Here is a 16,100-nt window from a genome sequence, read left to right as displayed (position 1 = left end):
TAAATTTGGCTTGACTGAATAATGAGTGTTAAAAACCGCCAGCAAACTAACCTGTTGCTGCTCTTATTTCCCGCTACCGCATGGCTGATCTTTTTCTTCATTCTGCCGGTGCTAATTGTACTTGTGTACAGTTTCTTAGAACGCGGTACTTACGGCGGCGTTACTTGGATATTTACTCTCAGCAACTACCAGCGTTTGTTCAGCGGACTTTTCTTAGGAGTAATTGGGCGATCGCTCTGGCTGGCTTTTCTGACAACAGCCGCTTGCTTGTTAGTTGGCTATCCCCTAGCCTTTTTCATCGCCACCCGTCCTCCCCGCTGGCGAAATGCTTTGCTTTTGCTGGTAATTATTCCATTTTGGACTAATTTTTTAGTGAGAACCTACGCCTGGATCATACTGCTGCGTAGCGAAGGAGTAGTTAACACAGCCTTGCAAAGCCTGCAAATTATTAGCGAACCGTTAAACTTGCTTTTTACGCCTTTCGCTGTGGCGATCGGTCTTATTTACGGCTATTTGCCTTTCATGGTTTTGCCTTTATATTCTAGCATAGAACGCTTCAATTTTGTATTAGTAGAAGCTGCTCAAGATTTAGGGGCAAACGATATTCGGACTTTCTGGCGCGTGTTTTTACCCTTGACAACTCGCGGTATTGTTGCAGGCTCTATTCTAGTTTTTGTTCCCGCAGTGGGCGCTTTTATTACACCAGATATATTGGGCGGTTCTAAAACAGTTATGGTGGGAAATTTGATCCAAAATCAGTTTATGAAAGCCCGCGACTGGCCTTTTGGATCGGCGCTTTCTATGCTGTTGACGGCGATCGTATTGATTCCTGTTTTAATCTACTTCCGCGTGTCTGATGAAAATTAAACAGGTAGATTGAGATTTACAGTTTGGTGGGGGCGGGTTTATGAGATTATTGGTCTTAGGCACAGATTGTCTGTAAAACCCGCCCCTACATACTAATGACTAATGACTGATGACTAATGACTAATGACTGATGACTAATGACTAATGACTAATGACTAAAACAAAACTAGATTTACTCGTGCGCGCGATCGGCAAAAAGTGGCTTTGGGTACAAGCTGCACTAGCATTTGCCTTTCTTTATTTGCCAATTCTGATCTTAATTATTTACTCCTTCAATGCTTCCAGATTCAACGCAGTTTGGCGCGGTTTTACCCTCGATTGGTATCGCAGCTTGTTTAGCAATGCAGGCGCGACGATTGCTACGAGCACCAGCGCCGGAATTTGGCCAGCACTAAACAACAGCTTGCTAATTGCAGCTATTTCGACTGTGTTAGCGACAATTTTTGGTACAATGCTCGCGCTAGCACTGGAACGCTTTCATTTTCCGGGGCGCAAAGCAGTAGAAGCTTTGCTGTTTTTGCCGATTATTATGCCCGAAATTACGATCGGCATTTCGCTGCTAGTTTTCTTTACCCTAGTATTTCGGATCGTAGAAAATCTCACGGGAATTCGCCTCAATCTCGGCTTACCTACAGTAATTATCGGTCACGTTGTCTTTAATATTTCATTTGTGACTATTACTGTCAGGGCGCGTTTGGCGGAACTCGATCCGATATTAGAACAAGCAGCTTTTGACTTAGGCGCTAACGAATGGCGGACTTTTTGGCGCATCACTCTCCCTCTGATTTGGCCCGCTATTTTCAGCGCGGCACTGCTGGCTTTTACTCTGTCTCTCGATGATTTTGTCGTGACATTCTTTACCACTGGCGTCGGTTCGATGACGCTGCCATTATTTGTTTACGGCATGATAAAATTTGCAGTGACGCCAGCGATTAATGCCATTTCAACTTTGATGTTGTTGGCTTCCTTGTTGCTGGTTGTATCATCGTTAAAAGTTTATAAAAATTAAAAAAATTGCTTTTTGTGTCATAATTATTGTCGTCTGCAACTAATACAACCTATGAAACGCCTGCTGACTTTCCTACTTTTGTTTGTGATGAGTGCAACGGTGACTTTCGGCTGTAGCCCCACAGGTGGCAACCAGCAGCAAGTGCTCAGCATTTACAACTATTCAACTTATATTGCCCCCGAAGTTATAGCTCAATTCGAGAAAGAGAACAATGTTAAAATTCAATACGACACTTTCGAGAACAGCGATGCGCTCTATGCCAAACTCAAACAGGGAAATCCAGGTTACGATGTAATATTTCCCGCTGATTACATGGTTAAAATCATGGCAGCAGATAATATACTTGAGCCGTTAGATTTCCCAAAAATTCCTAACACAATAAATCTCGATTCGAGATTTATTAACCAAACATTTGACCCTGGCAACAAATATTCGTTGCCTTATCAGTGGGGAACAATGGGAATTGGCTACAACTTGAAAGCAACCAAGGGCGATATCAACAGTTGGGCGGCGATGTTCGATTCTAAATATACTGGAAAAATAGCATGGCAAGATGATGCCAGATACACCTTTGCCGGCGTTTTGATGTATTTAGGATTCGACCCCAATACAGCTAATCCCGAAGAGATTAACAAAGCCCGCGATTTGCTGATTAAAAGTAAAAATATTATTGCAGCTTTTGTCCCCGACACGGGTCAAGCTCTGCTGGATCAAGGAGAAGTAAATCTGACAATGGAATGGAGCGGCGATATTTTTCAGGTAATGAAAGAGAATCCAAATCTCCGCTACGCTATTCCCAAAGAAGGAACAATAATTTTTTCTGACAACATGGCAATTCCCAAAGGTGCACCTCACAAAGAGTTAGCTGAGAAATTCATCAACTTCATTTTGCAGCCAGAAGTAGGTGCTAAAATTTCTAATTTTACCCACTATGGCTCGCCCAACAAAGCAGCAATAGACAAAGGTTTAATCGACCCAAAAGATTTGAAAAATCCTCAAATTTATCCGCCGGATGAGGTGTTTGGCAAAATGAAATTCTTGCAGGATGTCGGGAAAGCAACCGCATTGTACGATCGAGCTTGGACGGAAGTTAAAGCAGGGGCGGGAAAGTAAATATAAAACAGGTTGCTGCCGGGGCGGATTTACTTAAATTTTTAGCTTTTTTTGGAGTTGCACCATTCTCTAGAACAGGCAAGATGCCTGTTCCACAAAGAATAAATTTCTTGTGGAACGGGCCGGAGAGCCCGTCAAGAACAGGCAAGATGCCTGTTCCACAAAGAATAAATTTCTTGTGGAACGGGCCGGAGAGCCCGTTCCTCAACAAGTAATTGAGAATGGTGCAAGATATAAGTTTAACCGGACTCGAACTCAGATTTTTATTACTTATCCCCCAAACATACTAACAAAATGCACGCTGTCGAAGTTTTAGAAGTTTCCAAAGTATTTAAAAGTGTCCGCAGTCAAGATTTCTTAGCTGTAGACAACCTCAACCTGCAAATTTACGATCGCGAATTCTTTTCTTTACTCGGCCCTTCCGGCTGCGGCAAAACTACAACTTTGCGAACGATCGCGGGTTTTGAAATTCCCACAGCGGGCGAAATTTACATTCACGGCCAACCGATGCAAAATCGCCCGCCATTTCACCGCCCAGTGAATACGGTATTTCAAAATTATGCTTTATTTCCGCACATGACAGTAGCACAAAATGTCGCTTTTGGGTTGGAAATGGAGAATTTACCTCAGCAAACAATTCGCGATCGCGTTGTTGAAGCCTTAGCATTAGTACAGTTAACGGATGTAGAAAAACGGTATCCCCGCCAACTGTCAGGGGGACAGCAGCAGCGAGTAGCGCTAGCAAGAGCATTAGTCAAACAGCCTTCTGTTTTGCTGTTGGATGAACCTTTAGGAGCGCTGGATTTAAAATTGCGTAAAGAGATGCAATTAGAATTAAAAAAAATGCAGCGAAAATTGGGAATTACATTTATTTATGTGACTCACGACCAAGAAGAAGCGCTAACTATGTCGGACAGAATTGCAGTGATGGAGGGTGGAAAACTGCAACAAGTCGGAACGCCTGTTGAGATTTATGAATATCCTAAAACGCGGTTTGTTGCTGATTTTATTGGCGACAGCAATTTTTTAAGCGGGCAAGTAGTAGAAAAGCAAAACGGTAAAATAATCGTGTTGGTTGACCAGCAGTTGCCCGTGTTAGTTGCGACAGCAGAAGATTTGCCCGCTGGGAAAGTTGTCACCCTGGTGTTGCGGCCAGAAAAAGCTGCTATTTTCCCGGCTAATTGTGAGGCTGAAAATAGCTGGCCGGGAACAGTAGAAGAGGCTATTTATATTGGCACTGACACGCGCTATACGGTACGGTTGACTGCTAAAAGCTCGATCGCCCTTCGCCGACAAAACTTGCACAGAGATGACTTGCAGCGGCACAAAGTCGGCGATAGCGTTCGAGTTGTCGTGCCGCCGGAAAGTATCTGCATTTGTTAAAACTCACATCTTGCACCACGATCTAGAACAGGCAAGATGTCTGTTCCACAATAAAATTCATCTCTTGTGGAACAGGCATCTTGCCTGTTCCTAAACAAGAATAGTGCAACATCTCAGCTGAAACGTTCTGTTTAATTCGCCCTGCTTTACTGGGGCGATGGCGAAGGAGTTTCCGCTTCGGGCAAGGGAATTTCCCCAGGAGTCGAGTCTGGCGACGGCGAGGGACTCTCGGCACCGGGCGAGGGAATTTCCCCAGGAGTCGAGTCTGGCGACGGCGAGGGACTCTCGGCACCGGGCGAGGGAATTTCCCCAGGAGTCGGGGCGGTAGTTTCCGGGGGTGGGGGAAGTTGTGCGGGCTCTGGCTGTGGGTTTTGGAGGCTTCGCACCCACAAACCTAAAGCGCCGCCCCCTAACATCAGGGCCAACAGCCCCAGCAGGGGCAGCCAAAGCTGGGACTTCTGTTTTTGAACAGGTTCCGGGGCGGGGGGAGTTTCGGGATACAGCAACTGTTTGGACGATTCTGAAAGCTGAGATTCTGGAATCCTCCCGGACTTCTGGAGGGACGCCGGGAGGGACATCGGCAGCGACACCGACGCGGATGACACCGGCGCTGACACCGACGCTGACGCAGCCGCCGGATGAAACAGTACCAATCTCTCCGGCGACATCCGACAGTGAGTCGCCACCACGGAGGTGTTGTCGTAACCGTTTTTTTCGTTGGCGAGGCGAATCCAAGACTGAACCGCCACTTCCAAAGACATTTGACCATCGAGCACCGGAGGGCCGTAATTTTCCCAAGAGTGTTCTACCCAGTCGTTGTCGCTCAAACCGTCGGAACACAGCAGCAGTAAGCCTTCCTCTTCGACAATAAATCGCTGAATTATTGGGCGCAGGAAATCGCCGTCCCGCGTACCCAAAGCTTGAGTCAAGGCTCCTGCATCCGATCGCAGTTGAGTTTCCCAGTATAAACTGTGTCCTAGCTGGACTTCCCTTGACGCTACATCGTCGTCCACAGTCAGCCGCTGACAGTAATTTTTGCCAATCCAATAAGCGCGACTGTCTCCAACATTGACTAAATAAAGTTCGTGACTGTTATTCGAGGGCAAATCCTCGGAATTTTTCACTTTTTGAGGCAACTGGAGGGCCATCACCAAAGTCGTCCCCATCCGCTGTCGCAACTCTTTTCCCTGCTCGTTATTTTGAGCGGAAATCACATTATTTACAACTCTCACTATTTCTTCGAGTTGCTTGATTACCATTGCTGGCGTCATCAACTCTTGTTGTTCAGCGATTTCTGCGAGCAAATTTTGGATTAAAGCTTTCAGGGACTGGACGGCTAATTGACTGGCAACTTCTCCTCCTTCGTGGCCTCCAACCCCGTCGCAAACCATTGTCAAGTAAGGAATTAGTTTCTCTCCCCCTGAAGTTTTGCTAGATTGCAAATCAGCAGCAGTCGGATAGCAACTGTCTTCATTTTGGGAGCGCTGCGGCCCGGTATCGGTCATGCCGACTACTTCTAAGTGCAGAGGCAATTGAGCGGCTTGTTCTAATAGTAAATCGTTGAGTTCCAGGGCGATCGCATCAAAATTCATGCTGCTGCGGCGCATAAACTGACAAATCTCTCCAAGTTTCGACTGCACAGAAGGTTGCGCCGATTCCACCAAACCTGACCACACATCTCCCAAATCGCGCAGCGTCGGTACAAAATTGCCGGGGTGCAGTTCCAGCAGGCGTACCCGCCAACCTTCCACCCGCAAATTTTCCGGTACCAGCAAACTCGAAGCGACTCCCTGTTCCGACAGCGGCGCCCACAGTTGGAGCATTTGCCACAGCCAGTAAACTTGGCGCGCGGCGCTTGTCCCAGACCAAGATTGTAAAATAGAAGGATACAGGCGACCGAAATTATTGATGGGCACATTTTCCAACAACAGCACCTCTGCCTCGGACGGTGCTTCCCCCAGCGAACAAAAACCGTATACTTCAGGCGTATGCAGCCGTTGGGGATACAAATGCAGGTAAGGCATAATGCTATCCGGCAGTTGTTCCGGGACGCTGGGAGGCACAGCAGGACGGCTGTCGAGCCAGATTTGGGGTGCAGTGACAAAGTATCGATCGGCTATTACCTTACCTGCGGGCACTTCCTCGGCTGCTGGGCCCACCGCCCACAAATATCGATAAATTAAATCGGTTTCGCAAGCTGCACACTGCTGGCGGCCAAAGGTATTGCGGGGATCTGCACAGCTAAGATTCGGGCAATAAATGGGTTCGGAGAAACTGCTGATCATATCGAAATAGTTTGTGTAAAAAGATTCTGAAGATATATGATTCGCAAGCCCAAATTCATGAGCTTGACAATAAACTGATTTTAGCCCCTATCAATTTCTTAACTGCCTTTGGGCCCCTAGAAATTGTAGTTTCTGCCAGTCTGCACCGGCTAAAATTGTAATCTAAGTTACTAAACTTTGACTTGGAGTACGATGGAAGCCTCAAGCTGATACCGCGGCGCGAAAAATCGCTCTCAGGGCCCGCAAGTCGCAAACCCTTGCAGAGTCAGTTGTTTGCATTTTTTAAATCTTAAATTTCCAATCTAATATCTAAATAGTATCACCTATTCTTTTTATGATCTTGACTCCCACACTCCTTTGGCTGCTAGCTGGGTCTTTGCTCTGTTTGGCAGAGCTATTTCTCCCGACTGCTTTTGTCGCTTTTATGATGGGACTGAGCGCCTTCGCCGTAGCTGGATGCTCTCTAGTTCTACCTTACGTTAATTTACAAATATTTCTGTGGATGGTATTTTCGACAGTTTTTGTGCTGCTGTCCCGGCGGTTGATACCAAAAGGCAAGGTAAGGGCGATCGCAGATTCTCAGGAAGCAAAAACTTTAACAGAAATTCCCCCCGGAGAAGCCGGCCGAGTCATTTATGAGGGGAATTCTTGGCAAGCTCGCTGCGAAGACACGAAGGCCACTATCCCCCCCAACCAAAACGTAATTGTCGTCGGACGGAAAGGCACTACTCTGATAGTTTTGCCAGAAAATCTCTTGCATTCTTAAACAAAATGCGTAATTAATCACAGATAATTAGTAGTTAGTCATTAGTCAGTAGTCAGTAGTCATTGGTTATTAGTCAGCAGTCATTAGTCATTAGTCAATAAGCTGTTTCGCATTTAAAGGAGGATAGTAGGGTGCGGAGCGTAAATAAGTGTTTCCCATGTAGAGTAAGTGTTCTAGCTGACGCACCTTACCTCGATCGTTAATGGTTTAAATGCTCCACAGCTTAGTCATTGGTTATTAGTCAACATTTAACAGTTAACAGTCAACAGTCAACATTTATAGGAGGCGACAGTGGAACAGTTTTTTTTACTCGTATTTTTAGCACTAGGCGGGTCAGCCCTCGCAGGTTCCGTCAAGATTATCAATCAGGGAAATCAAGCGCTGGTGGAAACTTTAGGTAAATACAGCGGCAAGAAACTGGAACCCGGTTTGAATTTTGTCAAGCCCTTTCTCGATCGCGTCGTTTACGAGCAAACAATTCGGGAAAAAGTCTTAGATATTCCCCCGCAAGCTTGTATTACCCGCGACAACGTTTCCATCACCGTTGATGCTGTGGTTTACTGGCGGATTGTAGACTTGGAAAAAGCTTGTTACAAAGTAGAAAATCTCCAGTCAGCAATGGTAAATATGGTGCTGACTCAAATTCGCGCCGAAATGGGTCAACTGGATCTCGAACAAACCTTTACCGCTCGTTCTCAAATTAATGAACTCTTGCTCAGAGATTTAGATATTGTTACCGATCCTTGGGGAGTGAAAGTAACGCGGGTAGAACTGCGCGATATTATCCCTTCTAAAACTGTACAGGAATCGATGGAATTGCAGATGGCAGCCGATCGGCGGAAGCGGGCGGCAATTCTGACATCCGAGGGCGAACGGGAGTCAGCAGTTAACAGCGCCAAAGGTAAAGCTGAAGCGCAAGTTCTGGATGCGGAAGCCCGCCAAAAAGCGACTATTTTGGAGGCGGAAGCTCAACAAAAGGCGATCGTCCTGAAAGCACAAGCAGAACGCCAAAGTCAGGTTTTAAAAGCTCAAGCTACTTCTGAGGCTTTGCAAATAATCGGCAAAACTCTGCAAACTGACCCCAATGCCCGGGAAGCTTTACAATTTTTGTTAGCTCAAAACTATCTGGATATGGGCTTGAAAATTGGCAGCAGCGACAGCAGCAAGGTGATGTTTATGGACCCGCGCAGCATCCCCGCTACGATGGAGGGATTGCGATCGATTGTTGGGGAAGGTAATATTAATGAGGTGAAAAAATTGTCTTAGTTAGAAGCGGCGATTGAAATCGCTCCTACAAAAACAAAGTCCGCCGACGCGGACTAAGAATTAATTCAACCCGCGGAGGCGGGTTTCGTCTGTATAGCAGCGATTTCAATCGCCGAGTAACTTTTAATCAAATTTTCGGACGGGCTAGAAGCCCATCCCACAAGAAAAAAAAGTTGTGGGATGGGCTTTGAGCAGCGTCCTAATTATTTTTGTAAGAGATTCACTAATGACTGATGACTAATGACTGATGACTAATGACTGATGACTAATGACTGATGACTAATGACTGATGACTAATGACTAATGACTAATGACTAATGACTGATAACTAATGACTGATGACTGATGACTGATGACTGATGACTAATGACTGATGACTAATGACTAATGATTAAGATTCTTGAGCGAGAGTACACCGATCGCACAATCCGAAAAACTCCAAAGTGTGATAATAAATCTTGAAAGAATGAGATTGTTGCAGTTGGCTTTCTAAGTGGTGAACCGGGCATTCGTCGATCGTAATGGAGGCGCCACATTCCAGACAAGTGAGGTGATGTTGGTCTTGGTGGGCGGCACCGTAGAGAGACTCGCCACTAGCAAGCGTTCTGACGTGAACGAACCCCTCTCGCTTTAAACCGTCGAGGGAGCGGTAAACGGTTGCTAAGCCCATGCTTTGGTCGCTGTTACGCAGTTCTAAGTAGATATCTTGCGCTGAGAGCGATCGATTCAGGACTTTGAGCAAGTTTAAAATACGCTCCTGACTGCGGGTGTGGTTGGTTCTCATAATTTTTTTCTCGAATCTGCTGGAATCACATTTGTCCCTGTTTCTAGGCTATCTTACTTGGGGGAGTCATACCAAATCCTCGTATACAGAAGACTCGGCGGTTGAAACCGCGTCTACACAAACGATGTCCGGATGGTGCGCGGACTGGGGAATAAGAGGGTATTAAACGCTGATTTGGGGTCAAAGGTCGATCGCGCGCAACCTGGTTGTAGAATACAATGGCGCTAACTTGCACATCACCTATCGCAACATTCCCGTCAGTAACTCTTGGCTAAAGCCACTGAGCTTGTAAGAGAAATCAAGCAAGCTGTACTGACCAGCCTCAGTCTTAACTGACTACGTTATTTAGGTCATGACACCCTGGGATGCGAAGCTAGTCCCTTGCTCTGTCGCTAGTAGTTAAACAGTCTTAAAGTCACTGAGACAGTGCTGCTAGCCTGACAAGCCTTTATAACATTGGCGAAGCTAACTTTACTCCGAAAGGAGCAGAGGACAACCATATCCTCGCTGGAGGGGCAACCATACCCCTCTACCCTCGCCGGAGGGGATTCAAGGCGATTGAAATCGCCTGGTCGTTTTCGTCTCAGGACTAAAGTCTCTGAGCTTCCCACTTACCAAGTTTTTTTGTGACTCAGAAATATCTTGCCCAAATCTATGTTACCCTCCGCCCTTCGGTTTTAGACCCCGCCGGCACAGCCGTACAGTCTGGTTTGCAACACATGGGATACGACAATGTTGAGGGCGTGCGTATCGGGAAATACGTTGAATTGACGCTGACTGCTGCTGGTGAGTCCCAGGCCCGCGAACAACTCGATCGCGTTTGCGACCAACTTTTGGCCAATCCAGTGATTGAAAATTATCGCTTTGATTTGACTGAAATTCCTGTTGCTGTGGAGACTGTGGGGGCTTAAGTGCGATCGTCCCTAGGGTGTTTTTAAACCCGGAGATCCCCCCTAACCCCCCTTAATAAGGGGGGGACAAGAGGGTTCTCAAAGTCTTTGTTAAAAAGCCGGGACAAGAGCGTTGAAAGTCTCTGTCCTAGGGTATTTTTCAACCCGGAGATCCCCCCTAACCCCCCTTAAAAAGGGGGGGACAAGAGGGTTCTCAAAGTCTTTGTTAAAAAGCGGGGACAAGAGCGTTGAAAGTCTCTGTCCTAGGGTGTTTTTCAACCCGGAGATCCCCCCTAACCCCCCTTAAAAAGGGGGGGACAAGAGGGTTCTCAAAGTCTTTGTTAAAAAGCGGGGACAAGAGCATTCAAAGTCTTCGTTAAAAACACAAGAACTAGAACGACTCAAAGTCCCCCTTCTTAAGGGGGATTTAGGGGGATCTAGACTTTGATACAAGCGAGAGAAACCTAAGATTTCAGTCTTAAGTTGACACCTCTTCCTTCTTCCTTCTTCCCTCTTCCTTCTTCCTTCTTCCTTCTTCCTTCAGCTTATGAAATTTGGAGTTATTGTTTTTCCCGGTTCAAATTGCGATCGCGATGTGGTGTGGGTGACTCAAGGGTTGCTGCACCAACCGACGCGCATGATTTGGCACGAAGATACCGATATTTCGGATATTGACATCATTGTAATTCCCGGTGGTTTCAGTTACGGAGATTATTTGCGGTGCGGTGCGATCGCCCGTTTTTCTCCGGCGATGCGGGCTACTGCGGAACACGCGAAACAAGGAAAGCTTGTATTAGGCATCTGCAACGGTTTTCAGGTGTTGACTGAAGCTGGTTTATTGCCCGGTGCTCTGGTGCGGAATGCGGGATTGAATTTTATTTGCGATCGCGCTTCTTTGAAAGTTGTACGGGGTAATACTCGTTGGACTGCGGCTTATACTACGGGTGAAATCATCGATTTGCCGATCGCCCACGGTGAAGGCAACTATTATGCCGATGCGGATACATTAGCAGAGTTAGAAGACCACGAGCAAGTGCTGTTTCGCTACTGCACGGAAGCGGGCAAAATTAGCGATGCTGGCAATCCCAACGGTTCGTTAAATAATATTGCCGGTATTTGCAATCGGGCGGGCAATGTATTAGGAATGATGCCGCATCCAGAACGGGCATCCGATCCGATGTTGGGCGAAACTGATGGGGTGAAATTGTTTCAAGGGTTGTTGATGGCAACTGTTGCTGCTGTTTTGTAGTTAATATTTGTCTCTGATTTTAGGAACAGGCTTTCCGGCCTGTTCCACCATACATCAAGTTTCTTGTGGGGTGGGCATCTTGCCCGCCCAAAATCAACAGGCTTTCCGGCCTGTTCCACAACAGATTAAATTCATCTACAAATAGACATCTCCAATAATTACTGTGAGACAGGCATCCTGCCTGTTCTTGACAAGCTTTAACTGGTTCCCAGGCTGGGTCTGGGAACCTATATCCAGAGGCTCTGCGTCGCTTTAAAGCGACGCACCTACCAAATTAAAAATGCTAAAATGATTTGAGAGTCAATACATCGGAAAACAGTCCTATGCCTTCACCCTTTCCTGGAATGGACCCCTACTTAGAACACCCCGATTTCTGGCAGGAAACTCACAATCGATTGATTATCGCGATCGCTGATACCATCATGCCTCAAATTCGCCCTAAATATGAGGTGGCAATCGACAAACGCATCTATGAAATTACCGATCCAAATGACAGTGACAGCGACTCTCTTTTAGTAGGTATCCCCGATGTCGCGATTAAGCGTCAATCTAATAACCCGAATATTCCTACAGGTTCAGTTGCCACTTTAACTATAACACTTCCGACTACCGTCAAAGTGCCTGCTCCTGAAAAAATTAAACAGACTTATTTGGAAGTGCGAGAAATGGCAACGAAACAAGTTGTCACCGCAATTGAGATTATTTCTCCTGTCAACAAACGTAGTGGAGAAGGAAGAATTACTTATCTCAAAAAACGCCAGAGTATTTTAGGCAGCTTAACCAATTTAGTGGAAATAGATTTACTACGAAAATGGGAATCTATGCCCATCCTTAATAATTCTATTCAAAGCGATTATCGGGTTTTGGTGAGTCCCAGTAATCGCCGTCCGTTTGCCGAACTTTATGCTTTTAATCTCCGGGATTCTCTACCTATATTTCCGCTTCCCTTGCGCGAGGAAGATGTAGAACCTATTGTTAATTTTCCAGAAATATTTGCAGGTGTTTACGATCGTGCTGGCTATGATTATCGGATCGATTACAATCGAGAACCCGTACCGTCTCTATCGGAAGAAGATCGGGTTTGGGCTACCCAAATTTTGCAAGAAAAAGAACTTCGAGATAATTAATTATATTTTACTTTATATCTTAGGGTTAGTCGCGATCGACAATCTCTAAATCAACTTGAAAATTTCCCAGCGACGCACCCTACAAATATCTCGCATTTTAGCTATGATAATTCACGCAATATTGTTTCTACCGTCACATCTGGCAAACCAAGCAACAGAGCAATTTGACATGGTTCGATACCTTGACTGTGCAACTTACAAACGACATCAGCAACATCAATTTCGAGGCGTTCGATCTGAGTTTTGAATCTGGATTCAGTGGCGTATTTTTTGTCAGATTTGCTAGGTTCAGAAAGACAGGGGTTGAGGTTGAGGGTGTGGACGTATTCGACGTATTGATGAATATAATCTCTGCCGAAGTTTGAAGTATTGCTAATATTTCTACGATCGATCGCAGCTTTGAGATTGCCTTTTTGCATCTCTTCATCCATCACTACCGAGAGAGTTTTGAGCAACTTGTAGCCGACTTCTCGGACGTATTTGGTGGTGTAGCGGGTGTCACGAGCGATCGTTTCGTAGGTTTTCCCATCATACATTCCCTGAAACAGTAGCCGTTGCAGCGTGTTGAGATGTTTGCCAGTTTTCTCAAAGATCAGGGAATCAACTAATTTCAGCAGTTCGTTATTATCGTCAGGGACGGCTTGCAACGGGCGATCGTCGTTGGGCTGCATGGGCTGAGTGAATGCCAAATAAATTTTGTGAAACTTCGGGCTTTTTCAGTCTTTTTCGGGCTTTTTTGGTCAAGACATAAGTCAGAAAGATGAGGTAGATTCTGAATCAGTTTATTTGTACCAACACGAAGTGAGCGACACAATGCCTGAGAATTTAGCTCTGCTGGACAAAAGCGATGAAATACTGAACAGCGATCGCGGGGAGAGTCAAGAGGATTGCGGCTGTCCCTTCAAAAAAGCCGCGACTCAAGAGGCGGTATCGAATGCTCAGAATGTTCAGGGTATCCTCAACCCGGGGGGCAACGATACGCTAGAAGGTGCTGTCGCGCAAGACTTTTTGAATGGTAACACAGGAAACGACTTTATCTCCGGTTCTGCTGGGGATATCGGGCGATCGACTTCTCAAGTCAGCAGTGGCTCACTTTCGAGCGATGGTAGTGCTTACATTTTAACTGAGGGAAGCGACACATTTACGATCGCATCTGGCTTGCTGGATACTCTCATCGGCGGTTTGCGGGGTTTAGGCGGTGCGGATTCGATTACAGGCTCAGAATCCGGGGATATCGTCTATGGCGACGAAGGAAATGACCGAATTGAGGGCCTTGATGGTGCTGATTTGCTCTACGGCGGCGCGGGAAACGATTTTCTGAGTGGCGGTACGGGTCAAAATGGTCTGCTTGGCGGTGAAGGTGCAGACACCTTGCAGGGTGGTGAAAGTGCTGATGGTGTCAACGGAAACGCAGGTGATGACGTAATCTTCGGTGCAGGCGGAGACGACTTTTTGCGGGGTGGTCGCGGTAACGATATTATCAATGGGCAAGATGGCGATGACTTCCTGATTGGCGATTTGGGCAATGACACTCTGACTGGTGGTGCGGGTCAAGATGTGTTTTTTCTGCGCTCTGAGGCGGCTTTAGGCTCTCCTACGTTTGACTTAATCACCGACTTTCAAAGAACGATCGATTTCATCGGACTTAGCACAAATCTTAAGGAATCCGATATTGTTTTGGAATCGAAAGTGCAGCCGTCGGGTGGTTCTGCTTTGGATGTTAAGGTAGCTGCAACCGGGGCGTTGTTAGGCACTGTTTTGGGAGTTACACCAGAGGATTTAAGGGGTCGTTTCAGGCCTTATGATGTGGAACCCGATCGTCCTGAAGATAGAGTCACAATTGATTTACCGGAAGTAACAAAGCTATCTGATAACAAATTTCAGATGGAATTTCCGGCGAGTGATGGTAGCAAATATACAGTTATTTTTCAAGATGATGCTGACGGACGTTTCGTAGAATCAGTTATATTTGTACCCAATCCTACAACGGGTGTTCGTGGTAGCACAACGCGCATGAGTCGAGATGGTACAAGCGCTGATATCACGCTTGAGGGATCTAATGAAACTGTGCGACTTGAGAATCAAGCGAGTAAAGAACCTGGAAAGCCGGATCAAGGTGTCATATCGGGGATCAAAGATGGTCAGATTTTTGATTCTGTAACTTTTCCTCTGCCAATTGAGCCAACTCCAATACCTACTCCTCCTGAGCCACCAGTTACTCCTCCGACCGTTGGCGAGCCAGATTTTGCGACAAATTGTGAGCCGCTTAAAAAGTTCTGTGAAGGAATTGGCAAAGTGGCTAAAGTGGTCGATTTTGTTGCTAACGTTGCAGTAGTTACTGGTTTATTTTTTGCTGTTCCTAGCGGGGGAACTAGCTTATCACTTGACGTTATTGGACTAGGATTGAAGGGAGTATCAACGGCGTTGACGGTCATTGACTACAGTTGCAAACTTCTTACAGGTAGCGATAAAGACCTTGGTGATGCGGTAATTGACCAATTGAAGGGAATAGGAATTGAAAAAGCTCTCAAATCCGCAGGACTTGCAGAAGACTTAGAAAATGCTGTAGGAGGTACTTTAGATTTATCTTCATCTACTAAGGATCTCATTGATTCATTTGGGAAAGAAGAGCCGACTGAACCTTCTAAAACCAATTTTTTGCCTCAGATCCGAAAGTTTCTTACTAAAAAGTATAATTTTCCATTTGACTTTTGCGATAAACCTGCGACTACTCCTGAACCAGCACCAACTTGTTTGCCAGGATCAAACATTAAAGTAGAACTCATTCCTGACCGCATCCCCTATGGACAAACGGCACAATACACACTAACATACTGCGATTCAAAAAACGAAATAGACAATTTTCTCGTAGAACTTGGTACAAGGAGTGGAACACAAACCAAAATCATTCCCGTTTCCTCTTCCAGTGGCACGATAAGTTTTGGGATACGAAATAAGCCAAACGCTTTTGGGGACTGTGTTACATCAGGTCAATCCGTGAGAGTTTCAGGTAGAAGTGGCAGTCGTGAGTCACTTGAAATTGCAAATTTCACAAATTTTGGTCTTGATGGTGGATTACGTGATGGCCCCCTTTCCAGTTACTGTGATGTGGAGTTGGTTTAAGGGCGATCGGATTTGAGAGAAATGTCCGATCGAGTTTTTTGTGGATGGGCGATCGGGTTTTTTGTGGATGGGCGATCGAGTTTTTTGTGGATGGGCGATCGAATTTTTGGGTGGATGGGCGATCTAATTTGAGAGAAAGGTGCGATCGGGTTTTTGGGTGGATGGCCGATCTAATTTGAAATCCTCGGCGGTTGGAAACCGCGTCTACACAAACGATGTCCGCCTACGCGGACTAAGA

Annotated in this window: 13 protein-coding genes; 10 read left to right on the top strand and 3 right to left on the bottom strand. The window is 46.0% G+C overall.

Annotation, left to right across the window (positions count from 1 at the left end):
- Positions 1 to 21 precede the first annotated feature (21 nt).
- The 4 genes from QUB70_RS14960 to QUB70_RS14945 all read left to right on the top strand — a co-directional run bounded on the left by QUB70_RS14960 (position 22) and on the right by QUB70_RS14945 (position 4,372).
- Complete coding sequence (locus tag QUB70_RS14960) at positions 22 to 867, top strand: ABC transporter permease (RefSeq protein WP_332981463.1); 846 nt, start codon at positions 22 to 24, stop codon at positions 865 to 867.
- Positions 868 to 1,018: 151 nt separating this feature from the next.
- Positions 1,019 to 1,876, top strand: coding sequence for an ABC transporter permease (locus QUB70_RS14955; RefSeq protein WP_332981460.1), 858 nt, complete (start codon positions 1,019 to 1,021; stop codon positions 1,874 to 1,876).
- Between the two features lie 51 nt (positions 1,877 to 1,927).
- Positions 1,928 to 2,989 carry an ABC transporter substrate-binding protein gene (locus QUB70_RS14950; RefSeq protein ID WP_332981459.1) on the top strand — a complete coding sequence of 354 codons (1,062 nt, stop codon included), beginning with the start codon at positions 1,928 to 1,930 and terminating at the stop codon, positions 2,987 to 2,989.
- Between the two features lie 294 nt (positions 2,990 to 3,283).
- Positions 3,284 to 4,372 carry an ABC transporter ATP-binding protein gene (locus tag QUB70_RS14945; RefSeq protein ID WP_332981456.1) on the top strand — a complete coding sequence of 363 codons (1,089 nt, stop codon included), beginning with the start codon at positions 3,284 to 3,286 and terminating at the stop codon, positions 4,370 to 4,372.
- A gap of 146 nt (positions 4,373 to 4,518) precedes the next feature.
- Here the strand turns inward: QUB70_RS14945 and QUB70_RS14940 are convergent, their stop codons facing one another.
- Positions 4,519 to 6,657 carry a protein phosphatase 2C domain-containing protein gene (locus QUB70_RS14940; protein WP_332981455.1) on the bottom strand — a complete coding sequence of 713 codons (2,139 nt, stop codon included), beginning with the start codon at positions 6,655 to 6,657 and terminating at the stop codon, positions 4,519 to 4,521.
- Between the two features lie 334 nt (positions 6,658 to 6,991).
- Here QUB70_RS14940 and QUB70_RS14935 point away from each other — a divergent pair, with 334 nt between their 5' ends.
- Complete coding sequence (locus QUB70_RS14935; protein WP_332981453.1) at positions 6,992 to 7,423, top strand: NfeD family protein; 432 nt, start codon at positions 6,992 to 6,994, stop codon at positions 7,421 to 7,423.
- Positions 7,424 to 7,714: 291 nt separating this feature from the next.
- On the top strand, positions 7,715 to 8,689 hold the full coding sequence (locus tag QUB70_RS14930) for an SPFH domain-containing protein (RefSeq protein WP_332981452.1): 975 nt from the start codon (positions 7,715 to 7,717) through the stop codon (positions 8,687 to 8,689).
- A 391-nt stretch (positions 8,690 to 9,080) separates the two neighbouring features.
- Here QUB70_RS14930 and QUB70_RS14925 read toward each other — a convergent pair whose 3' ends face one another.
- On the bottom strand, positions 9,081 to 9,473 hold the full coding sequence (locus QUB70_RS14925; protein ID WP_172184862.1) for a Fur family transcriptional regulator: 393 nt from the start codon (positions 9,471 to 9,473) through the stop codon (positions 9,081 to 9,083).
- 626 nt (positions 9,474 to 10,099) lie between these two features.
- Here QUB70_RS14925 and purS point away from each other — a divergent pair.
- The 3 genes from purS (at position 10,100) to QUB70_RS14910 (ending at position 12,739) form a co-directional block, all read left to right on the top strand.
- The gene (gene purS, locus QUB70_RS14920) at positions 10,100 to 10,384 is read left to right on the top strand and encodes a phosphoribosylformylglycinamidine synthase subunit PurS (protein WP_332981447.1); all 285 of its coding nucleotides are present in this window, start codon (positions 10,100 to 10,102) and stop codon (positions 10,382 to 10,384) included.
- 526 nt (positions 10,385 to 10,910) lie between these two features.
- The gene (gene purQ, locus QUB70_RS14915) at positions 10,911 to 11,612 is read left to right on the top strand and encodes a phosphoribosylformylglycinamidine synthase subunit PurQ (protein ID WP_332981446.1); all 702 of its coding nucleotides are present in this window, start codon (positions 10,911 to 10,913) and stop codon (positions 11,610 to 11,612) included.
- Positions 11,613 to 11,935: 323 nt separating this feature from the next.
- The gene (locus QUB70_RS14910) at positions 11,936 to 12,739 is read left to right on the top strand and encodes a DUF4058 family protein (RefSeq protein ID WP_332981444.1); all 804 of its coding nucleotides are present in this window, start codon (positions 11,936 to 11,938) and stop codon (positions 12,737 to 12,739) included.
- 101 nt (positions 12,740 to 12,840) lie between these two features.
- Here the strand turns inward: QUB70_RS14910 and QUB70_RS14905 are convergent, their stop codons facing one another.
- Positions 12,841 to 13,428 carry a hypothetical protein gene (locus QUB70_RS14905; protein WP_332981442.1) on the bottom strand — a complete coding sequence of 196 codons (588 nt, stop codon included), beginning with the start codon at positions 13,426 to 13,428 and terminating at the stop codon, positions 12,841 to 12,843.
- A 124-nt stretch (positions 13,429 to 13,552) separates the two neighbouring features.
- On the opposite strand from QUB70_RS14905, the gene QUB70_RS14900 reads away from it, so the two are divergent.
- Positions 13,553 to 15,862: a calcium-binding protein gene (locus QUB70_RS14900; RefSeq protein WP_332981440.1), complete on the top strand. Its 2,310-nt coding sequence runs from the start codon at positions 13,553 to 13,555 to the stop codon at positions 15,860 to 15,862.
- The last annotated feature ends 238 nt before the right edge of the window (positions 15,863 to 16,100 follow it).

It is taken from the genome of Microcoleus sp. A003_D6, assembly GCF_036702825.1.
Taxonomy (GTDB): Bacteria; Cyanobacteriota; Cyanobacteriia; order Cyanobacteriales; family Microcoleaceae; genus Microcoleus.
Note: the sequence above shows the minus strand (reverse complement) of the source record. Positions and strands in the feature narration are given on the sequence as shown.